Source organism: Pseudomonas sp. PME37.24/025, from assembly GCF_055556615.1.
The window spans coordinates 56,746-76,346 of the sequence record NZ_JBVHNK010000016.1 but is presented as its reverse complement, the minus strand read 5'-3'; the positions used below and the strand labels follow the sequence as shown (position 1 = coordinate 76,346).

Sequence of the window (19,601 nt, the reverse complement as noted above, 5' to 3'; positions counted from 1 at the left end):
CTCTTCTTAATTCTTCGCGACAGCGGGTTGGGCTGTCGTGGGCGCTACAGGTTCCCGCCAGCCAACAGCGAGGCCGTTGGCGTAGCGCAGATCGATGCGCGCAATGTTCGTAATCTGCTCTTTGAGCGTCTTGTCATAGATGGCAATGAAGCGGCGCATCTTTTCCACCAGGTTGCCGCGTCCCAGCAGCAGTTCGATCCCCGGGCCCGCGCTGCCGGCGCCGGTGGTCAGGAACCAGCTGCCTCGTTCACGCAATTCCAGGCGTGCAATCGAGAAGCCCAATGGCCTGAGCATCTGGCTCAGCACCTGATATTGCTGCATCACTTGCTGCTGGGCCCGCTGCGGGCCGAACAGCTGTGGCAAGTGTTCGTAGTTCGCCAGCTCACGCGGGGTGAACGCCTGCCCCTGGTTGTTCAACAGCGATTCGTCGCCCCAACGGGCCACCGGCAGTTGTTCTTCCAGGCGAATCACTACTTGATCCGGCCATACCCTGCGCACTTCGGCGTGGGCAATCCATGGCATCTGTTCAAGCTCGGTACGCATGCTCTCCAGGTCGATGGTGAAGAAGCTCGACGCCACGTAGGGGGCGATCCGCTGCTGCACCGCTTGCTGGCTGATGTAACTCAAGTCGCCCTGCACCGCGATCTTGGTGATCGGCCGGTCGGCGTACGGCAGCAAACGCTGTGCGCCTTCATAAGTGCCGAACCCCAACGCAACCAGCAGCACGGGCCAGAACAGGCTTTTCAGAAAACCAAAGTTGGCTTTCGGCAGGCGCGCGGACATCGGCTCTTTGGCCACCATTCGGCTGGCACCCCGCGGTACCGGCTTGCGGCCGGGTGCGGTGGGCTGATGACGTAGCTGAGCGCCTTGCATGGTCTTAACCTCGCGGCTCGTTGTTGCTGGCAGTATTACCGGCAACGCTAGCGGCCAAAATCGCCAGAACCAGTTGCTGGAAATCCAGGCCAGCGGCACGGGCTGCCATCGGCACCAGACTGTGATCGGTCATGCCCGGTGCGGTATTGACTTCCAGGAACCAGAACTGCCCGTCGGCGTCCTGCATCACGTCAGCCCTGCCCCAACCGGCGATACCCAGCGCCTCACAGGCTTTGGCCGTGAGGTCCATGAGTTCTTTTTCTTTGTTGCTGTCCAGGCCACATGGGATCCGGTACTGGGTATCGGAAGCCACGTACTTGGCGTCGTAGTCGTAGAAGCTGTGCGTCGTGCCCAGTGCAATCGGTGGCAACACCTGGTCACGCAGGGTGGCGATGGTGAACTCCGGACCTTGAATCCATTGCTCGACCAACACTTGCGAATCGTAGGTACTGGCCGCTTTCCACGCGTCAATCAACTCCGACGCGGAGGTCACTTTAGCCATCCCGATACTTGAACCTTCATGGGCCGGTTTGACGATCAAAGGGAAGCCCAGTTCCGTCGCCGCGGAAATACAATCGGCCTCGCAGCTCAGTACCGCATGGCGTGGCGTCGGAATACCGAGGCTGTGCCAGACCTGCTTGGTGCGCAGTTTGTCCATGGCCAGTGCCGAGGCCAGAATGCCGCTGCCGGTGTACGGAATGCCCAGGCATTCGAGCAGGCCCTGCATGCTGCCGTCTTCACCGCCACGACCGTGGAGGATGATGAAGGCGCGATCGATTTTTTCGCTTATCAGACGCTGCAGCAGGTCATCACCCACATCAAGACCGAAGGCGTCCACACCGGCGCTTTGCAGTGCTTCGAGCACCGCGTTACCCGATTTCAGGGAGACCTCACGCTCGGCGCTCTTGCCGCCGAACAGCACGGCGACACGGCCGAAGTCTTTCGGCGCGATAGTGGAGACGAGGTTGGCGTAAGCAGCAGTCATTTCAACTTCCCCACGCTTGGCGCGGCAACCGCGCCAGCGAACAACGGACTGTTCAATAGTTTCGGTGCGAGACCGCCGATATCACCGGCGCCCTGGCACAACAGAATGTCGCCGGCACGCAGCAGCGGCTTGACGATTGGCGCGAGGTCGATACCGCGCTCGATGTAGATCGGGTCGAGCTGACCGCGCTGGCGAATGCTGTTGCACAGTTTGCGGCTGTCGGCGCCCGGGATCGGCTCTTCGCCGGCCGGATAAACTTCCATCAGCAACAGCACGTTGGCGTCGGCCAGTACATTGACGAAATCGTCGTACAGATCGCGGGTGCGGCTGTAACGGTGCGGCTGGTAAACCATCACCAGACGGCGCTCCGGCCAACCACCGCGCACGGCTTTGATCACGGCCGCGACTTCGGTCGGGTGGTGACCGTAGTCGTCCACCAGCATCACGTTGCCGCCTTCAACCGGCAGTTCGCCGTACACCTGGAAGCGCCGACCGACACCCTGGAACCCGGACAGGCCCTGGACGATGGCTTCATCGCTGACGCCTTCGTCGGTGGCGATGCAAATGGTCGCCAGCGCGTTCAGCACGTTGTGGTTGCCCGGCATGTTCACCGACACATCCAGCGGCTCGCGATCAGGGCGCAGCACGGTAAAGAAAGTCTGCATGCCCTGCTGACGTACATTGATCGCGCGCACGTCGGCATCATCGCCAAAGCCATAAGTGACCGTCGGACGTTTCACCTGCGGGAGGATTTCACGCACCACCGGATCATCCAGGCACACCACTGCCAGACCGTAGAACGGCAGGTTGTGCAGGAACTCGACGAAGGTTTTCTTCAGTTTGTTGAAGTCGCCGTCGTAGGTCGCCATGTGATCGGCATCGATGTTGGTGACCACGGCCACCAACGGCTGCAAGTGCAGGAAGCTGGCATCGCTTTCGTCGGCTTCGGCGATCAGGTAACGGCTGGTGCCGAGCTGGGCATTGGTGCCCGCGGCATTCAGACGACCACCGATCACGAATGTCGGGTCCAGGCCACCAGCAGCGAACACCGAAGCGATCAGGCTGGTGGTGGTGGTTTTGCCGTGGGTACCGGCGACGGCGATGCCGTGGCGGTAGCGCATCAGTTCGGCCAGCATCTCGGCACGCGGCACTACCGGAATCCGGCGCTCCAGGGCCGTGGCCACTTCCGGGTTGGAAGTGTTCACGGCGCTGGAGGTGACCAGCACATCGGCGTTCGCGGTGTTCTCGGCACGGTGGCCGATATAGATGTGGGCACCGAAGGATTCCAGGCGCTCGGTCACCGGCGATGCTTTCAGGTCGGAACCGGACACTTCATAGCCCAGGTTCAGCAACACTTCGGCAATGCCGCACATGCCCACGCCGCCGATACCGACGAAGTGGATGCGACGGATGCGGCGCATTTCCGGGTGCGGCATGGCTTTCTTGTTCTCAACCATGGGCCACCTCCAGGCAGGTATCGACCACGTTACGAGTGGCATCGGGTTTGGCCAGGCGGCGTGCCGCGGTGGCCATGTCGTTGAGTCGTTGCGGTTGCATCAAGACCTCTGTCAGGCGAGCGGCAAGATCCGCTGCGCCAGTCGTTCTTTGCGGCATCAGGAAAGCCGCGCCTTCACGGGCCAAATAATCGGCGTTGCGGGTCTGGTGATCGTCGATCGCGTGGGGCAAAGGCACCAGCATCGAGGGCAGACCGGCAGCCGCCAGTTCACTGATGGTCAACGCGCCTGCGCGGCACACCACCAGGTCGGCCCAGCCATAGGCGTGGGCCATGTCTTTGATGAAAGGCTGCACTTGCGCCTCGACGCCAGCTGCGCGATAGCGCTCTGTAGTCACTTCATCGTGGTTTTTGCCGGCCTGATGAAACACGTCCGGGCGCAGGTCGGGGGCGACTTGCGACAGAGCTTCAGGCAGCAACTTGTTCAACGGCTCTGCGCCCAGGCTTCCGCCCAGGATCAGCAAACGCGCTTTGCGACCGGCCAGGGCAGGTCGCGGTGTTTCGAGGAACAGCTCGGTGCGCACCGGGTTACCGGTGGTGCGACGGCTGTTCGACAGGGTAAAGGTGTCGGGGAACGCTTCACAGACTCGGGCGGCCAACGGCACCAGCAACCGATTGGCGGTACCCGCCACGGCGTTCTGCTCATGAACGATCACCGGTACGCCAGCCAGTTTGGCTGCAACGCCGCCGGGACCGGTCACATAACCGCCGAAGCCGACCACACACACCGGCCGCAGCTGACGAATGATCGCCCGCGCCTGCCAGATCGACTTGAGCAACATGAACGGAGCCTTGAGCAGGGACAATTTGCCCTTGCCGCGCAAACCGCTGGCGTTGATCCGATGCAATTGAAGACCGGCCGCCGGCACCAGATCGTTTTCGATCCCGCGCGGCGTGCCGAGCCAGTGCACGGTGTAACCGCGGGCCTGGAACTCCCGAGCGCACGCCAGCGCCGGGAACACGTGGCCCCCGGTGCCGCCAGCCATGATCAATACGTTAGCGCCCATGGGTCGGCTCCTCGGCGAAGTCGCTCTCATGGAACTCCATCTCTTCACTGCCCAAGTGGGTTCGACTCTCCCACTCGATGCGCAGCAACAAGCCAAGACAGGCACAGCAGATCACCAACGAACTGCCGCCATAACTGAGGAATGGCAGGGTCAGACCCTTGGTCGGCAGCAGGCCGACGTTCACCCCGATGTTGATCAGGAACTGACCAATCCACAGGAACGACAGGCCGTACGCGATATAGGCGGCGAAAAATTGCTTGGCCTTCTCGGCCCAGTAACCGATGTACATGCCACGAATACAGACAAAGACGAACAGCGCCACCGTGCACAAAGAACCCACGGCACCCAGCTCTTCGGCCAGGACCGAGAACACGAAGTCAGTGTGGGCTTCCGGCAGGTAGAACTGTTTCTGCACGCTGTTGCCCAGGCCAACGCCCAGCCATTCGCCGCGACCGAAAGCGATCAAGGCTTGAGACAACTGATAGCCCGCACCGAACTGGTCGGCCCACGGATCCGCAAAGTTGGTCAGCCGCGCCATTCGATACGGCTGCATTTGAATCAGCAACACCACCGCACCGACAGCCAGGACGACCATCAAGGAGAAACGGAACAGCCCGACGCCGCCGAGGAACAGCATCGCCGCAGCAGCCCCCATCATCACGACGGTGGCACCGAAGTCCGGCTCCATCAGCAACAGCCCCGCCATCGGCAGCAGAACGATGAACGGCTTGAAGAAGCCCATCCAGCTTTCACGCACTTCTTTCTGGCGACGCACCAGATAACCGGCGAGGTAAATCACCACGAACACCTTGGCGATCTCGGAAGGCTGAACGTTGAAGAAACTGAAGCCGATCCAGCGCATCGAACCGTTCACTTCACGGCCGATCCCCGGGACGATCACCATCACCAGCAAACCGAACGCACCAATCAGCATCAGCCAGCCCAGGCGTTGCCAGGTCGCGATCGGAATCATCATGGTAACGATGCAGGCACCAAGGCCCAGCACCACGTAGATCAGGTGGCGAATCATGTAATACAGGGCACTGCCCGACTGCACCGCCGCCACTTCGGTCGATGCCGATGCAATCATCACCAACCCCAGGCCCAGCAGCGCCAGGCAGCCGGCGAGCATCGGGAAGTCGAGGTCGATACCGCGACCGGTGATGATCGGCGACGGGTACGGCTTGATGATATTCAGGAGGCTCATGCCAAGTCCTCCACGGCGCGGACGAACTGGTGACCGCGATCTTCGTAGTTCTTGAACATGTCGAAACTGGCGCAGGCCGGCGACAACAGCACCACGTCGCCCGGTTGGGCAGCGGCGCGGCATTGCTCCACGGCTTCGACCAGCGAGCCGACGCGAATCTGTGGAACGGTATCGCCGATGGCCTCACCGATCTTGTCGGAGTCACGGCCCATCAATATGACGGCGCGGCAGTTGGCCGCCACCGGATCGCGCAGGTCCTTGAACTCGGCCCCCTTGCCATCGCCACCGGCGATCAACACGATCTTGCCGTCGATGTCCGCGCCCAAACCTTCGATGGCGGCCAGCGCGGCACCGACGTTGGTGGCTTTGGAATCGTTGTAATAGCCCACGCCATCCAGGTCACGCACCCATTGGCAGCGATGCTCGAGGCCGGCGAAGGTGCGCAAGCTCGAAAGCATGGCATCGAACGGCAACCCCACGGCGTGGCCCAGCGCCAAGGCCGCCAGGGCGTTGGACTGGTTATGCGCGCCACGAATCTTCAACTCGCGCACTGGCATCAGGCTCTGGAATTCGAAGGCCAGGTATTTCTCGCCATTCTCTTCCCGGATACCAAAGGCCTTGAAGTCGGGTTTGTTCAGACCGAAGGTCCAGCACGGTTGGCCTTCGCCCATCAGCGGACGGCTCAAGGCGTCCTGACGGTTGACCACAAATTGCTTGGCGCCCCGGAAGATCCGGTGCTTGGCCAAGTGATAAGCCGGCAGACCGCTGTAGCGGTCCATGTGGTCTTCGCTGATGTTGAGCACGGTCGCCACTTCGGCGTTGAGTTGATCGGTGGTTTCGAGCTGGAAGCTCGACAGCTCCATCACGTACAACTCGATGTCGTCGCTGAGCAAATCCAGCGCCGGCGTACCGAGGTTGCCGCCGACCGCAACACGCTTGCCGGCCGCAGCCGCCATCTCGCCGACCAAAGTGGTGACGGTGCTTTTGGCGTTGGAACCGCTGATGGCGACAATCGGCGCCTTCGCGTTACGCGCGAACAGCTCGATGTCGCCGGACAACTTCACGCCACGGGCGGCGGCAGCCTGCAGGGCCGGGGTCGCCAGTGCCAGACCGGGGCTCACGTAGAGCTCGTCGGCACGGCACAGGAATTCGACGTCCAGCTCGCCACAACGCACTTCCACGTGCGGATAGTCACGTTTGAGCGTGGCCAGTTCCGGTGGATTTTCCCGCGTATCGGCGACAGCAAACGACACGCCCCGGTTCGCCAGGAAGCGAACCAGGGACATGCCGCTCTTGCCGAGGCCGACAACGATGCGGAAGTGGTCAGAAGCGATCAGAGACACTCGTTCTACCTCAGCTTCAGGGTGGCAAGGCCGACCAGTACCAGAATCACGGTGATGATCCAGAAACGGACGATCACACGCGGCTCGGGCCAGCCCTTGAGTTCAAAGTGGTGGTGTATCGGTGCCATGCGGAACACACGGCGACCGGTCAACTTAAAGGAGGCAACCTGGATGACAACCGACAGGGTCTCCATCACGAACACGCCGCCCATGATGAACAGGACGATTTCCTGACGGACGATCACCGCGATGGTGCCCAGGGCCGCGCCCAGCGCCAGTGCGCCGACGTCGCCCATGAACACTTGGGCCGGATAGGTGTTGAACCAGAGGAACCCCAGGCCCGCGCCGATCAACGCGCCGCAGAACACGATCAACTCACCCGCGCCCGGTACGTAAGGAATCAGCAGGTATTCGGCGAATTTCACGTTACCCGACAGGTAGCAGAAGATCCCCAAGCCACCGCCGACCATTACGGTGGGCATGATCGCCAGACCGTCGAGGCCGTCAGTCAGGTTGACCGCGTTGCTCGAACCGACAATCACGAAATAGGTCAGGACGATGAAACCCGCACCCAACGGAATGCTGTAGTCCTTGAGCATCGGCAGGATCAGGGTGGTTTCCACCGGCGTTGCGGCAGTCATATAAAGGAAGATCGCCGCGCCCAGGCCGAACACCGACTGCCAGAAATACTTCCAGCGGCTCGGAAGGCCTTTAGAATTTTTCTCGATCACTTTGCGGTAGTCATCGACCCAGCCGATGGCGCCGAACAGCAACGTCACCAGCAACACGGTCCAGACATAACGGTTGCTCAGGTCAGCCCAAAGCAACGTACTGACGCCGATGGACGAAAGAATCAGCGCGCCGCCCATGGTCGGGGTGCCGGATTTGGACAGGTGCGATTGCGGGCCGTCGTTGCGAACGGATTGACCGATCTGACGGTTCTGCAGAGTGCGGATCATCCACGGGCCATAGCACAGCGACAAGACCAGCGCGGTCAGCACACCGAGGATCCCGCGCAGGGTCAGGTACTGAAAGACCGCGAAGCCTTTGTAGAACTGTTGCAGATACTCCGCTAGCAGCAGCAGCATTAATGTTTCTCCAGACGGGTCCCGCACAAAGCGGCGACGATGTTTTCCATCGCGGCGCTGCGCGAGCCCTTGATCAAAATAGTGGTGTTTGTGTCCTGCTCGGCTTCCAGGGCCTTGATCAGTTCAGCCTGTGTGCTGAAATGAAAGGCCTGCTCGCCGAACGCGTTCACGGCGTGCGCCATCATTGGCCCGACGGCGTAAAGCGCGCAAACCTTGCCACGGGCGTACTCGCCCACATCACGATGCCCCTGCTCCGCCCACGCACCCAACTCGCCGATATCCCCGAGCACCAAAACGGTGCGACCGGAAAAGCCGGCGAGTATATCAACGGCGGCGCACATGGAGGTGGGGTTTGCGTTGTATGTGTCATCGATCACGCGTATGCCGTTAGTCGCCAGTTGCGCGACGGTGCGGCCTTTGACCGGTTGCACGGCGCCGAGACCGGTGGCGATGCCGAACAGCGACACGCCCAAGGCATGAGCTGCAGCGGCGGCGGCCATCGCATTGGCGACGTTATGGGTGCCGAGCAGGTTCAGTTGAACCCGTTCCACACCTTCAGGGCTGTGCAAGTTGAACGCCGGGCAACCGCGGGCATCGCGGTCCAGATCGCTGGCGTAGAAGTCGGCGCTGATGTTGCTCAGGGCAAACGTCAGCACTTTGCGACCGGCGGCTCGGGTTTTCCAGATTTCAAAAGCCTTGTCGTCAAGATTCAACACGGCGACGCCATCGGCATCCAGCCCTTCGAGAATCTCGCCCTTGGCTTCAACGATTTTTTCCGGCCCACCGAACTCGCCGACGTGGGCGGTCCCGGCGTTGTTGATGACAGCCACGTGGGGCTTGGTCATGCCGACGGTGTAAGCAATCTCGCCGAGCCGCGAAGCGCCGAGTTCGATCACCGCAGCGGTGTGTTCCGGCGCCAGTTCGAGCAGGGTCAGCGGAGCGCCGAGATCATTGTTCAGATTGCCACGGGTCGCCAGCACTGGACCACGCGTGCGCAGGATGCTCGCGAGCATTTCCTTGACCGTGGTCTTGCCGCTGGAACCGGTGATGGCCACGACCGGCTGAGTGAATGCCGCACGGTTCATCGCGCCCAATTGGCCGAGGGCCTGGCGGGTGTCCTTGACCAACAGTTGCGGCAGCGCGCTGTCGGCAACTTCGCGTTCGACCAGGGCACCCACGGCGCCTTTGCCGGCGACGTCATTGAGGTAGTCATGGCCATCAAAACGCGGGCCGGCCAGAGCAATAAACAGCTGGCCGGGCTTGATCGCGCGGCTGTCGATGCTGACGCCGTCGAAGCTGGCGTCGCTGGCAATCAGACGGCCATTCAACGCGCTAGTCAGCTCGCTCAATTTCAAGACTTTAAGCATGGGCCACCTCCCACGCGGTCAAGGCGTGATCGGCCTCGACCAGATCGGAGAAGGCGTGGCGCTCACCGTTGATTTCCTGATAGTCCTCGTGACCTTTACCGGCCAGGACAATCACGTCATCCGCCGAAGCGCCGGCGATCAATTGGGCAATCGCCTGGCCACGGCCAGCGACGAAGGCAACTTTATCCACAGCAGTGAAACCGGCGCGGATATCGTCAAAAATCACGGTCGGGTCTTCAGTGCGCGGGTTGTCATCGGTGACCAGTACGCCATCGGCCAGACGCTCGACCACTTCCGCCATCAGCGGACGCTTGCCACGATCGCGATCACCGCCGCAACCGAACAGGCACAGCAACCGGCCTTTGGCGTGAGGACGCAGGGCCATCAAGACTTTTTCCAGCGCATCCGGTGTGTGGGCGTAATCGACCACCACCAACGGCTGAGTACCGCCGCCCAGGCGTTGCATGCGACCGGCCGGGCCTTCGAGTTTGGGCAGCACTTTGAGGATTTCGTCCAGCGCGTAATCCAGCCCGAGCAAGGCGCCAACCGCGGCCAACACATTGCTCAGGTTGAAACGGCCGAGCAAGGTGCTGCGCAAATGGTGCTCGCCTTGCGGCGTGACCAGCGTCGCGCGCACGCCTTCGTCGTCGAACTGCGCTTGGCGGCAATAGAGGTAGGCGCTGGAATCTTCCAGGCTGTAAGTGATCAGTCGCGACTCGCCTTTATCGGCAGCCAGTTGCCGACCGAAATCGTCGTCCAGGTTGACCACCCGGCACTTCAGATCATTCCAGGCAAACAACTTGGCCTTGGTTTCGCCATAGGCCTGCATGGTGCCGTGGTAATCCAGATGATCGCGCGACAGGTTGGTCATCACCGCCACATCGAACGCCAACGCAGTCACGCGGCCCTGATCCAGGCCGTGGGAAGAGACTTCCATGGCCACGGCTTTGGCGCCGGCCTTTTTCAGGTCGGAGAGGGTCGCTTGCACCGCAATCGGGTTCGGCGTGGTGTGCAGACCGCTTTCCAGCGCGCCGTAGAAACCGGAGCCCAGAGTGCCGACGATGCCGCAGTGTTGACCGAGCAGGTCAAGTGCCTGGGCGACCAATTGGGTCACGCTGGTCTTGCCGTTGGTACCGGTCACGCCAATCAGATTCAAGTGACGGCTCGGCTCACCATAAAAACGCCCGGCGATGTCCGACAGCTGCGCCGCCAGGCCTTTGACCGGAATCAGCGGCACGTCGGTAATCGGCAGCACGGTCGCGCCTTCGACTTCATAAGCCACGGCAGCAGCGCCGCGTTGCAAGGCGTCGGCGATGTGCGCACGCCCGTCGAACTTGCCACCCGGGACCGCGAGAAACAGATCGCCTGCTCGTACGTTGCGACTGTCCAGCGCCAATTCGCGGATCAATAGATCGCGACCGGCGTGGGCGAAAATCTTGTTCAGGCTCAGCGACATCAGCCGCGCCCTCCATTAGCTTTCAGCGGAACGACCGGTGCGGCGTTCGCTTGTTGAGTGGCTGGCAGGTTGTCCGGGGTGATGTTCATCAGGCGCAGGGTCCCGGACATCACTTTGCTGAACACCGGCGCCGATACCAAGCCACCGAAGTAGCCAGCTTTGGTCGGTTCATCGATCACCACCACGATTGCGTAACGCGGATCGCTCATCGGGCCGAAGCCGGCGAACAGCGAGCGGTAGGAATTCTCGGCGTAGCCTTTGGTGCCGACCGACGTTTTACGCGCGGTACCCGACTTGCCGCCCACGTGATACGCCGGCACCTGTGCCCGGAATACACCACGCGGAGCCTCGATCACTTGTTGCAGCATGGTTTGCATGGTTTTTGCGACGGTTTCCGGCAGGACCTGTGTAGTTTGCGGCGCTTTGTCGGTTTTGATCAGGGTCAGCGGCGCGAGGCGACCATTGTTGGCCAAGGCCGAGAAGGCGTGGACCAACTGGATAGCAGTCACCGAAATACCGTAGCCGTAAGACAGCGTGGCGGTTTCAGCCTTGCGCCATTCGCGGTAGTTCGGCAGGTTGCCGACGCGCTCACCCGGGAAACCGAGGCCGGTGTCCTGGCCGAGGCCGACTTTCTGCGCGAGACGGAAAATCGTTTCTCCGCCGATATCGAAGGCGACCTTACTCATGCCGACGTTACTGGAATTGATCAGAATACCGGTCAAGTCGAGTACCGGGCCTTCGGTCTTCGATACGTCCTTGATGGTGTACTTACCAATCTGCAAGGAGCCTGGATACACCTCGACGGTATCGGTCGGCTTCCAGCGCCCGGTTTCAATCGCGGCGCTCATGGAGATCGCCTTCATGGTCGAACCCGGCTCGAACACGTCGATCATCGCGCGGTTGCGCATCATCGCCGGCTGCAGGTTGCGACGGTTGTTCGGGTTGTAGGTCGGCTGGTTGACCATGGCCAGGATCTCGCCGGTCTTCACGTCCATGATCACCAGGCTGCCGGCCTTGGCGCCGTTCTCGATGATCGCGTTACGCAGCTCGCGGTTGGCCAGGTATTGCAGACGCAGGTCAATGGACAACGCCAAGGGCTTGCCGGCCTTGGCGTTTTTGGTGACCTGGACATCTTTGATCAGCCGGCCACGCCGGTCCTTGATCACCTGCCGCTTGCCGGGGACACCGGCCAGCCATTCGTCGTAGGCCAACTCGACGCCTTCGCGTCCGTGGTCATCGATGTCGGTAAAGCCGACCATATGGGCGGTGACTTCACCGGCCGGGTAGAAACGCCGGAACTCTTCGATGCCATAAACGCCCGGCACTTTCAGGTCGAGCACAGCCTGGCCTTGCTCGGGGGTCAGCCCGCGCACCAGATAAATGAATTCTTTATTGGCCTGGGCTTCGAGACGCTCAGCCAGGGCTTTCGGGTCCTGCCCCAGGGCAGCCGCCAGTGCCGGCCACTTCTCTTTGGCCGTTTGCATTTCCTTGGCGTTGGCCCACAGGGTCGTGACCGGCGTACTCACGGCCAAAGGCTCGCCGTTACGGTCGGTGATCAGACCACGGTGAGCCGGAATTGGAATATGACGAACGCTGCGCGCATCGCCCTGACCTTTAAGGAAGGCACGGTCGACCACTTGCAAATCGATGATGCGCCAAGAGATCGCCGCCACCATGATGCCGAGTAAACCCACCACCAAACGGAACCGCCATGGGAAGAGCGCGCCTTCGAGTTTCATCATGGCGCCACCATCTGCACTTCAGCGGCGCCGGGAATGCGCATCTTCAGTTGTTCGGTGGCCAGGACTTCGATACGGCTGTGGGCAGTCCAGGTGCTCTGTTCGAGAATCAACCGGCCCCACTCCGCCTGCGCCTTGTCTCGCACACTCAATTCGTTGTACAGCGAATTCAACAGCTGACGGTTCCAGTGCGCGCTATAGGACACGCCGATGGCCGACACGAGCACGCCGACAAACAGCAGCAGCATGAAAAAGCTTCCGCCGGGAAGTGGCTTGGCGAAAAGCTTGCTCACCGCAACTTCTCCGCGACACGCATGATGGCGCTACGGGAACGTGGGTTGGCTTTGAGTTCGGCCTCGGAGGCGGACTGCGCTTTGCCATGGATTTTGATTTTCGGTTCGAAAGCGACATGACGGACCGGCAGGTTGCGCGGCAGGTTGTCGGCTTCGCCTTTCACCAGTTTGCGCATGAACAGTTTGACGATTCGGTCTTCCAGCGAGTGGAAGCTGATGACGACCAGACGGCCGCCCACTTCCAGGCATTCCAGCGCGGCTTCGAGGCCGGCTTCCAGATCGCCCAGTTCGTTGTTGACGTGAATACGCAGGCCCTGGAATGCACGGGTGGCCGGATTCTTGCCCTTTTCCCATGCCGGGTTGGCGACTTTCAGCACTTCAGCCAGATCGCCAGTGCGCTCGAACGGCTTGATGTCGCGACGTTCGGCCACGGCACGCGCCATGCGACCGGAGAAACGCTCTTCGCCGTATTGCTTGAACACCCGGGCGATTTCTTCCACCGGCGCGGTGTTGACGAACTCGGCTGCACTGATCCCGCGGGACGGGTCCATGCGCATGTCCAACGGACCGTCGTTGAGGAAACTGAAACCGCGTTCAGGGTCATCGAGCTGCGGCGAAGACACGCCGAGGTCGAGCAGAACGCCGCTGACCTTACCGGCCAAACCGCGTTCGGCGACTTCCGAACCGAGCTCGGCAAAGCTGCGCTGCACAATGACAAAGCGGCCGTCTTCGGCCGCTAGCGTTTGCCCGGTGGCAATCGCTTGAGGATCTTTGTCGAATCCGAGCAACCGACCATCAGGCCCGAGCTGGCTGAGAATCAACCGACTGTGGCCGCCACGTCCGAACGTACCGTCCAGATAGCAGCCATCAGGACGTACGGCGAGAGCTTCGACGGCCTCGTCAAGCAGTACGGTGATGTGGTTAAAGCCGCTATCAATAGTCACAGGATTAAATCACGCAGTTCATCAGGCATGGCGCCCGGTTGTTGAATAGCAGCCAGGTCAGCGGCAGAAACCGCATTCCAGGCATCCTCGTCCCACAATTGGAACTTGTTCAGTTGGCCTACCAACATTGCGCGCTTATCCAACTTGGCATATTCGCGAAGACGTGGCGGAACCAGAAAACGACCACTGCCATCGAGCTCGAGGTCGACGGCATTACCAATCAGTAAACGTTGCAAGCGGCGGTTCTCTTCGCGAAGCGAAGGCAGTGCACGCAGTTTGGTTTCAATAATTTCCCACTCATCGAGGGGATAAACACACAAACACGGATCAACGGCATCGATGGTGACGATTAATTGACCGGAACTACGCGAAACCAGCTCGTCACGGTACCGGCTCGGCATAGCGAGACGGCCCTTTGCATCGAGACTGATAGCGTTAGCTCCGCGAAACACGTCAGCGCTTCTCCAAATATTAGCGTTTTACGCTCAAAAAACCCACTTCATGCCACTTTCCGCCACTTGCGCACACTATAGGAATGCGCCCACCACACCGTCAAGGCGCGGATTAAAGGAAAAGCCTTACAGAACGGAGATTTAGGAGCGTAAAAGGAGGGTTGACGAGAATCTGACGAATGAATTCGCTCAATAACTTGAATCAGCACAGAAGGCTGCGTTCAGAAGTTAAAGTAGTTTGTTAAGAGTAAGATTTTTTCGGTATTACAAAAGCGCTTCTGCTATTGATTCAGCAGGGAGGGAAATTGCCATTACACACATCGCTGCCAATGACTCGGCAGAGAGGAAAAAAAGGTGGAGAGTCGATCTGTAAGCCGGGTTCTGTCTTGAACAGTCATTCGTCTACGATGGCCATCACTGGACATCTTTAGCAACCTACCCGGTCCCAGCGCGGGCCACGCCTTGGGACCCTATTTGGTCTTGCTCCAAGTGGGGTTTACCTAGCCACGAACTGTTGCCAGACGTGCGGTGCGCTCTTACCGCACCTTTTCACCCTTACCGGCGCCGAAGCGCTTAGGCGGTTATTTTCTGTGGCACTTTCCGTAGGCTCACGCCTCCCAGGCATTACCTGGCACTTCGCCCTATGGAGCCCGGACTTTCCTCCCCCCCCTAATTTTCATAGAGGGCAGCGACTGTCCGATCGACTCTCCGCCGCGAAGATTAACGGCAGAGCGGCCGAAGAACAAGCGCTAAAAGCCTCTGGCCGGCGCTGCATGTCGGTTTACTCGCCCTTCTGTTTATCCAGCGCGACCTGATAGAGCACATTCTTGCGTTCGCCGGTAATTTGCGCGGCCAATGCCGCCGCACGCTTGAGCGGCATCTCTTCAAGTAACAGGTTGAGAATACGCATGGCTTCACTGCTGACAGCGTCTTCGGTTTCGGGGGCAGACCAGCCCGCCACCAACACCACACACTCGCCACGCTGTTGATTGCTGTCCGATTCGACGAACTCGCGCAACTCGGCCAACGGCAAGCCTTTGAGTGTTTCGAAAGTTTTGGTCAGCTCCCGCGCCAGTAATGCCGGACGCTCGCCACCGAATACCAGTTCCATGTCTTGCAGGCACTCGAGGATACGGTGCGGGGCTTCATAGAAAATCAGCGTGCGCGGTTCTTCTTTAACGAGTTCCAGGCGAGCACGTCGGCCGACAGCCTTGGCCGGCAAAAAACCTTCGAAGATGAAACGGTCGGACGGCAGCCCCGCCGCCGACAACGCCGCGATCAATGCACACGCACCCGGAACCGGCACCACATTGATTCCCGCGGCACGGGCCTGACGCACCAGGTGATAACCCGGATCGGAAATCAGGGGTGTTCCGGCGTCGGAAATCAGCGCCACATCGTCGCCGGCCAGCAGACGCGTGATAAAGCGGTTACCCTCTTCTCGCTCGTTATGTTCATGGCAGGCCGCCAGCGGCGTTGGAATACCGAAATGCTGCATCAATCGCTGGGAATGGCGAGTATCTTCGGCCGCGATCAAAGCGACGTCGCGCAGAATTTTCAGCGCCCGCGCACTGATATCGTCCAGGTTGCCGATGGGCGTCGCCACCACATAAAGCGAGCCAGCAGCGGAATTCAAAGCACCTGGAGCAGTCAAAGCGCACACCTCATGATCGGTAAAAAGCGGCATTGTAGCGCGTAGCGGCGCTTGCGATACGTCTCACTCTCCCCGGGTTTTCCAGCCTTTTGTGCAGTACTGCAACATTTGCACGAGCTAAATTGATCGATTCACGCCAGTAACATCGCGCCCCGGCCAGTGCTTGGGTACAATTCCACGCTAATTTGATCGAGTATCAGGAACACTACATGATCGCTTGCCTGCGGCTGTTCACTGCCCTCTGCCTCGCTGCCTTGCTGGCGGCTTGCGCCAGCTCGCCCTCCTCCAGCCTTGGCGAACTTCCACGGACCCCGGACGCCAGTATCGAGCAACTGCTCGAACAGGCCACTAAAAGCAAAGATCCGGAAAAAGCCGCTCTATTGCGCTTGAGCGCAGCAGACCTGGCTTATCGTCAGGGCAATGCCGGCCAGTCCGCGCAAATCCTGCAACAGGTCCCGGTGGAACAACTCAAGCCTGGCCAACAAGTCTTCGCCAGCACCCTGGCTGCTGAACTGGCAATGGTCCGCAATCAGCCCAAAGCGGCGCTGACTGCCCTGAGCCATCCGAGCCTGCAACGCCTGAGCGAACTGCCCGTCGAACAACAGGTTCGCACCGGCACCGTTCATGCTCGCGCCCTTGAGGCCGACGGCCAGACCCTGGCCGCCGCACGGGAGCGCATCTTTATTGCCCCTATGCTTGAAGGTGAAGCAGCCAGCAAAAACCACGAAGCGATCTGGACCCTGATCGCTTCGCTGCCGACTGATCAATTGCAGCCGACCACCGACGACGACCTCGGCGGCTGGATACGTCTGGCGCTGGCAGTGAAAACAGCCGGCACCCTGGAACAGCAGCAAGCCGCGATCGACACCTGGCGCGAACAGAATCCAAAGCATCCGGCTGCCATCCAGCTGCCGCTGCCACTGACCAAACTCAAGGAACTGGCCAGCCAGCCCCTGAGCAAGATCGCCCTGCTGCTGCCGCAAGACGGCCCGCTGGGTTCGGTTGGCAAAGCACTACGCGAAGGCTTCATGGCCGCTCACTACCAGGCGCAACAAGCCGGGCAGAAGCCGCCAGCCATCGAGTTCTATGACAGCTCGCGCCTGACCTCCCTCGACGAGTTCTATCGCAAGGCCCAGGCCGATGGCGTGCAACTGGTGGTCGGCCCGCTGGAGAAGCCGCTGGTCAAACAGCTCAGCGCGCGCCCGCAACTGCCGATCACTACCCTGGCGCTGAATTACAGCGAAGGCGAACAAGGTCCGGCCCAACTGTTCCAGTTCGGCCTTGCCGCTGAAGACGAAGCCCGCGAAGTGTCCCGTCGTGCGCGCGCCGATGGCCTGCACCGCGCCGCCATTATGGTGCCGAAAGGCGAATGGGGTGACCGCGTACTCAGGGCATTCAGCCAGGATTGGCAAGCCAACGGTGGCAGCATCGTCGCTACCGAACGCGTCGACCAGCCGGTGCAACTGGCCCAGCAGATTGCCGACATGTTCCAGTTGCGCCAGAGCGAAGGCCGCGCCAAGAGCCTGCAAAGCACCGTTGGCTCGCAGGTTGCCGCCCAACCTTCGCGTCGTCAGGACATCGAGTTCATCTTCCTGGCCGCGACGCCGCAACAGGCTCAACAGATCAAACCGACCCTGAACTTCCAGTACGCGGGGGACGTGCCGGTTTACGCCACCTCCCACGTGTTCAGCGCCAGTGGCGACCAGAACCAGTACAACGACATGAACGGTATTCGCTTCTGCGAAACCCCATGGCTGCTGGATGCCAACGACCCGCTGCGCAAACAAGTCACTGCACAATGGCCACAAGCCGGCGGCAGCCTGGGCCGCCTGTACGCGATGGGCGTTGACGCCTATCGCCTGGCACCGCGTCTGGGGCAACTCAAGGCCTTGCCGGACAGCCGCATCCAAGGCCAATCGGGCAGCCTGGGCATGACTCAGAATCAACGGGTCGAGCGTCAGTTGCCATGGGCAGAGTTCGCCAACGGTCAGGTTCAACGCCTGCCGGACACCTCGCGCTGATGCCTGACAGGTCACGCCAGCAAAGCGGTAAAGATGCCGAGCGTCATGCGCTCGAGCATCTTCAGCAACAAGGTCTGCGCCTGCTGGCGCAGAACTGGTTGTGTAAACGCGGCGAGCTTGATCTGGTCATGCTTGATGGCGATACAGTAGTATTCGTCGAAGTCCGCTACAGAAAAAACACCCAATGGGGTGGCGCGCTCGATAGCATTGATGGGCGCAAACGGCAGAAACTGATTTTTGCCGCGCAGTATTTTCTTCAGCGCGAGTCGCGTTGGGCCAATTCCCCCTGCCGCTTCGACGTGGTTGCCATCGACAGCAACCTTGATCAGTTGAACTGGTTGCAGAATGCCTTCGACAGCTGATCGCTTGCACCTCGAACCGGACACCTTCACCCAACACTTTTGCTCTTTGCTTTGCGGGCTGCACATTCATGTGCCAAGTAGCCGCGCTAATTAAGGTCACACAGATGGACATGCAATCCCGAATTCGCCAGCTTTTTCAGGCCAGTATCGACACCAAGCAAATGGCGATGGACGTACTTGCACCGCACATCGAGCAAGCCAGCCAAGTGATGGTCAACGCCCTGCTCAACGAAGGCAAAATGCTTTCCTGCGGCAACGGCGGCTCTGCCGGTGATGCCCAGCACTTTTCATCCGAGCTGCTCAACCGCTTCGAGCGCGAGCGCCCGAGTCTGCCCGCCATCGCGCTGACCACCGACAGCTCGACAATCACCTCGATTGCCAACGATTACAGCTACAACGAAATCTTCTCCAAACAGATTCGTGCCCTCGGCCAGCCGGGTGATGTTTTGCTGGCGATTTCCACCAGCGGCAACTCGGCAAACATAATTCAAGCGATCCAGGCCGCACATGATCGCGAAATGATTGTCGTAGCATTGACCGGTCGTGATGGCGGCGGCATGGCGTCACTGCTTTTGCCTGAGGACGTCGAGATTCGCGTACCGGCCAACGTCACCGCACGTATTCAGGAAGTCCACCTGCTGGCGATCCATTGCCTTTGCGATTTGATCGACAGCCAACTATTCGGGAGTGAAGAATGACCCCTAATCGCCTAGGCCTTCTGGCCTTGACCCTATGCCTTGGCATCAGTGGCTGCACTTCGGTGGTTAACGCCAGCCGTGAAGCGCCGATCGACGATGACCGTGGCACCCGTACCTTCGGCAGCAAGATCGACGACTCCCTGATCGACACCAAGGTCGGCGTGAACATCGCCAAGGCTGATCCAGCCCTGGACAACGACTCGCACATCGTCATCACCAGCTTCAACGGCGTGGTGCTGCTCGCCGGGCAAACCCCTCGCGCCGACCTCAAGGCCAAGGCCGAACAGGTTGCCGCCTCTGTTCAGCGGGTAAAGAAGGTGCACAACGAGCTGCAAGTACTGGCGCCCTCCTCGCTGCTGGCGCGTCAGAACGACACTTGGCTGACCACTAAGATCAAGACCCAGATGCTCACCGACGCCTCCATCCCGGGTTCGCGTATCAAAGTCGTGACCGAAAATGGCATCGTCTACTTGCTGGGTCTGCTGACCAAACAGGAAGCAGCCCAGGCGACCAATCTGGTACAAGGCGTTTCCGGCGTGCAGAAGATCGTGAAGTTGTTTGAGTACATCGACTGATCGACTTGTTGGAGATGGCGCCCA

18 protein-coding genes and 1 other RNA gene are annotated in these 19,601 nt (G+C 60.4%); 4 read left to right on the top strand and 15 right to left on the bottom strand.

The window, feature by feature from the left end:
• Positions 1–6 precede the first annotated feature (6 nt).
• The 15 genes from ACZ3HH_RS25700 to rsmI all read right to left on the bottom strand — a co-directional run bounded on the left by ACZ3HH_RS25700 (position 7) and on the right by rsmI (position 15,954).
• Positions 7–873, bottom strand: coding sequence for a cell division protein FtsQ/DivIB (locus tag ACZ3HH_RS25700; protein WP_465808854.1), 867 nt, complete (start codon positions 871–873; stop codon positions 7–9).
• Between the two features lie 4 nt (positions 874–877).
• Entirely contained in the window at positions 878–1,858 is a 981-nt protein-coding gene (locus ACZ3HH_RS25695; RefSeq protein ID WP_465808852.1) for a D-alanine--D-alanine ligase, read from the bottom strand.
• Complete coding sequence (gene murC / locus ACZ3HH_RS25690; RefSeq protein WP_123719473.1) at positions 1,855–3,315, bottom strand: UDP-N-acetylmuramate--L-alanine ligase; 1,461 nt, start codon at positions 3,313–3,315, stop codon at positions 1,855–1,857. Before murC ends, ACZ3HH_RS25695 begins: the two co-directional genes overlap by 4 nt.
• Positions 3,308–4,378, bottom strand: a complete 1,071-nt coding sequence (gene murG, locus ACZ3HH_RS25685; protein WP_465808850.1) for an undecaprenyldiphospho-muramoylpentapeptide beta-N-acetylglucosaminyltransferase — start codon at positions 4,376–4,378, stop codon at positions 3,308–3,310. The genes murC and murG overlap by 8 nt, the downstream gene beginning before the upstream one ends.
• Positions 4,368–5,585: a putative lipid II flippase FtsW gene (gene ftsW, locus ACZ3HH_RS25680; protein ID WP_367372850.1), complete on the bottom strand. Its 1,218-nt coding sequence runs from the start codon at positions 5,583–5,585 to the stop codon at positions 4,368–4,370. The genes murG and ftsW overlap by 11 nt, the downstream gene beginning before the upstream one ends.
• Positions 5,582–6,928, bottom strand: a complete 1,347-nt coding sequence (gene murD, locus ACZ3HH_RS25675) for a UDP-N-acetylmuramoyl-L-alanine--D-glutamate ligase (protein ID WP_465808847.1) — start codon at positions 6,926–6,928, stop codon at positions 5,582–5,584. Before murD ends, ftsW begins: the two co-directional genes overlap by 4 nt.
• A 5-nt stretch (positions 6,929–6,933) precedes the next feature.
• Entirely contained in the window at positions 6,934–8,016 is a 1,083-nt protein-coding gene (mraY, locus tag ACZ3HH_RS25670; protein WP_008037292.1) for a phospho-N-acetylmuramoyl-pentapeptide-transferase, read from the bottom strand.
• Positions 8,016–9,383 carry a UDP-N-acetylmuramoyl-tripeptide--D-alanyl-D-alanine ligase gene (locus tag ACZ3HH_RS25665; RefSeq protein WP_465808845.1) on the bottom strand — a complete coding sequence of 456 codons (1,368 nt, stop codon included), beginning with the start codon at positions 9,381–9,383 and terminating at the stop codon, positions 8,016–8,018. Before ACZ3HH_RS25665 ends, mraY begins: the two co-directional genes overlap by 1 nt.
• Complete coding sequence (locus ACZ3HH_RS25660; protein WP_465808843.1) at positions 9,376–10,839, bottom strand: UDP-N-acetylmuramoyl-L-alanyl-D-glutamate--2,6-diaminopimelate ligase; 1,464 nt, start codon at positions 10,837–10,839, stop codon at positions 9,376–9,378. The genes ACZ3HH_RS25665 and ACZ3HH_RS25660 overlap by 8 nt, the downstream gene beginning before the upstream one ends.
• On the bottom strand, positions 10,839–12,578 hold the full coding sequence (locus ACZ3HH_RS25655; protein ID WP_465808931.1) for a peptidoglycan D,D-transpeptidase FtsI family protein: 1,740 nt from the start codon (positions 12,576–12,578) through the stop codon (positions 10,839–10,841). The genes ACZ3HH_RS25660 and ACZ3HH_RS25655 overlap by 1 nt, the downstream gene beginning before the upstream one ends.
• Complete coding sequence (ftsL, locus tag ACZ3HH_RS25650) at positions 12,578–12,871, bottom strand: cell division protein FtsL (protein ID WP_030129814.1); 294 nt, start codon at positions 12,869–12,871, stop codon at positions 12,578–12,580. Before ftsL ends, ACZ3HH_RS25655 begins: the two co-directional genes overlap by 1 nt.
• Positions 12,868–13,815, bottom strand: coding sequence for a 16S rRNA (cytosine(1402)-N(4))-methyltransferase RsmH (gene rsmH, locus ACZ3HH_RS25645; protein ID WP_437128244.1), 948 nt, complete (start codon positions 13,813–13,815; stop codon positions 12,868–12,870). Before rsmH ends, ftsL begins: the two co-directional genes overlap by 4 nt.
• A complete protein-coding gene (gene mraZ / locus ACZ3HH_RS25640) occupies positions 13,812–14,267 on the bottom strand; it encodes a division/cell wall cluster transcriptional repressor MraZ (protein ID WP_003205355.1) in 456 nt (151 codons plus the stop codon). The genes rsmH and mraZ overlap by 4 nt, the downstream gene beginning before the upstream one ends.
• 354 nt (positions 14,268–14,621) lie before the next feature.
• Positions 14,622–14,975: RNase P RNA component class A (gene rnpB / locus ACZ3HH_RS25635), an RNA gene on the bottom strand.
• A gap of 73 nt (positions 14,976–15,048) precedes the next feature.
• Positions 15,049–15,954 carry a 16S rRNA (cytidine(1402)-2'-O)-methyltransferase gene (gene rsmI / locus ACZ3HH_RS25630; protein ID WP_367372855.1) on the bottom strand — a complete coding sequence of 302 codons (906 nt, stop codon included), beginning with the start codon at positions 15,952–15,954 and terminating at the stop codon, positions 15,049–15,051.
• A 176-nt stretch (positions 15,955–16,130) separates the two neighbouring features.
• On the opposite strand from rsmI, the gene ACZ3HH_RS25625 reads away from it, so the two are divergent.
• The 4 genes from ACZ3HH_RS25625 (at position 16,131) to ACZ3HH_RS25610 (ending at position 19,577) form a co-directional block, all read left to right on the top strand.
• Positions 16,131–17,942 carry a penicillin-binding protein activator gene (locus ACZ3HH_RS25625; RefSeq protein WP_465808837.1) on the top strand — a complete coding sequence of 604 codons (1,812 nt, stop codon included), beginning with the start codon at positions 16,131–16,133 and terminating at the stop codon, positions 17,940–17,942.
• Positions 17,942–18,304: a YraN family protein gene (locus ACZ3HH_RS25620; RefSeq protein ID WP_007904371.1), complete on the top strand. Its 363-nt coding sequence runs from the start codon at positions 17,942–17,944 to the stop codon at positions 18,302–18,304. Before ACZ3HH_RS25625 ends, ACZ3HH_RS25620 begins: the two co-directional genes overlap by 1 nt.
• 104 nt (positions 18,305–18,408) lie before the next feature.
• On the top strand, positions 18,409–19,002 hold the full coding sequence (locus tag ACZ3HH_RS25615; RefSeq protein WP_008025961.1) for a phosphoheptose isomerase: 594 nt from the start codon (positions 18,409–18,411) through the stop codon (positions 19,000–19,002).
• The gene (locus ACZ3HH_RS25610) at positions 18,999–19,577 is read left to right on the top strand and encodes a BON domain-containing protein (RefSeq protein ID WP_367372857.1); all 579 of its coding nucleotides are present in this window, start codon (positions 18,999–19,001) and stop codon (positions 19,575–19,577) included. Before ACZ3HH_RS25615 ends, ACZ3HH_RS25610 begins: the two co-directional genes overlap by 4 nt.
• The last annotated feature ends 24 nt before the right edge of the window (positions 19,578–19,601 follow it).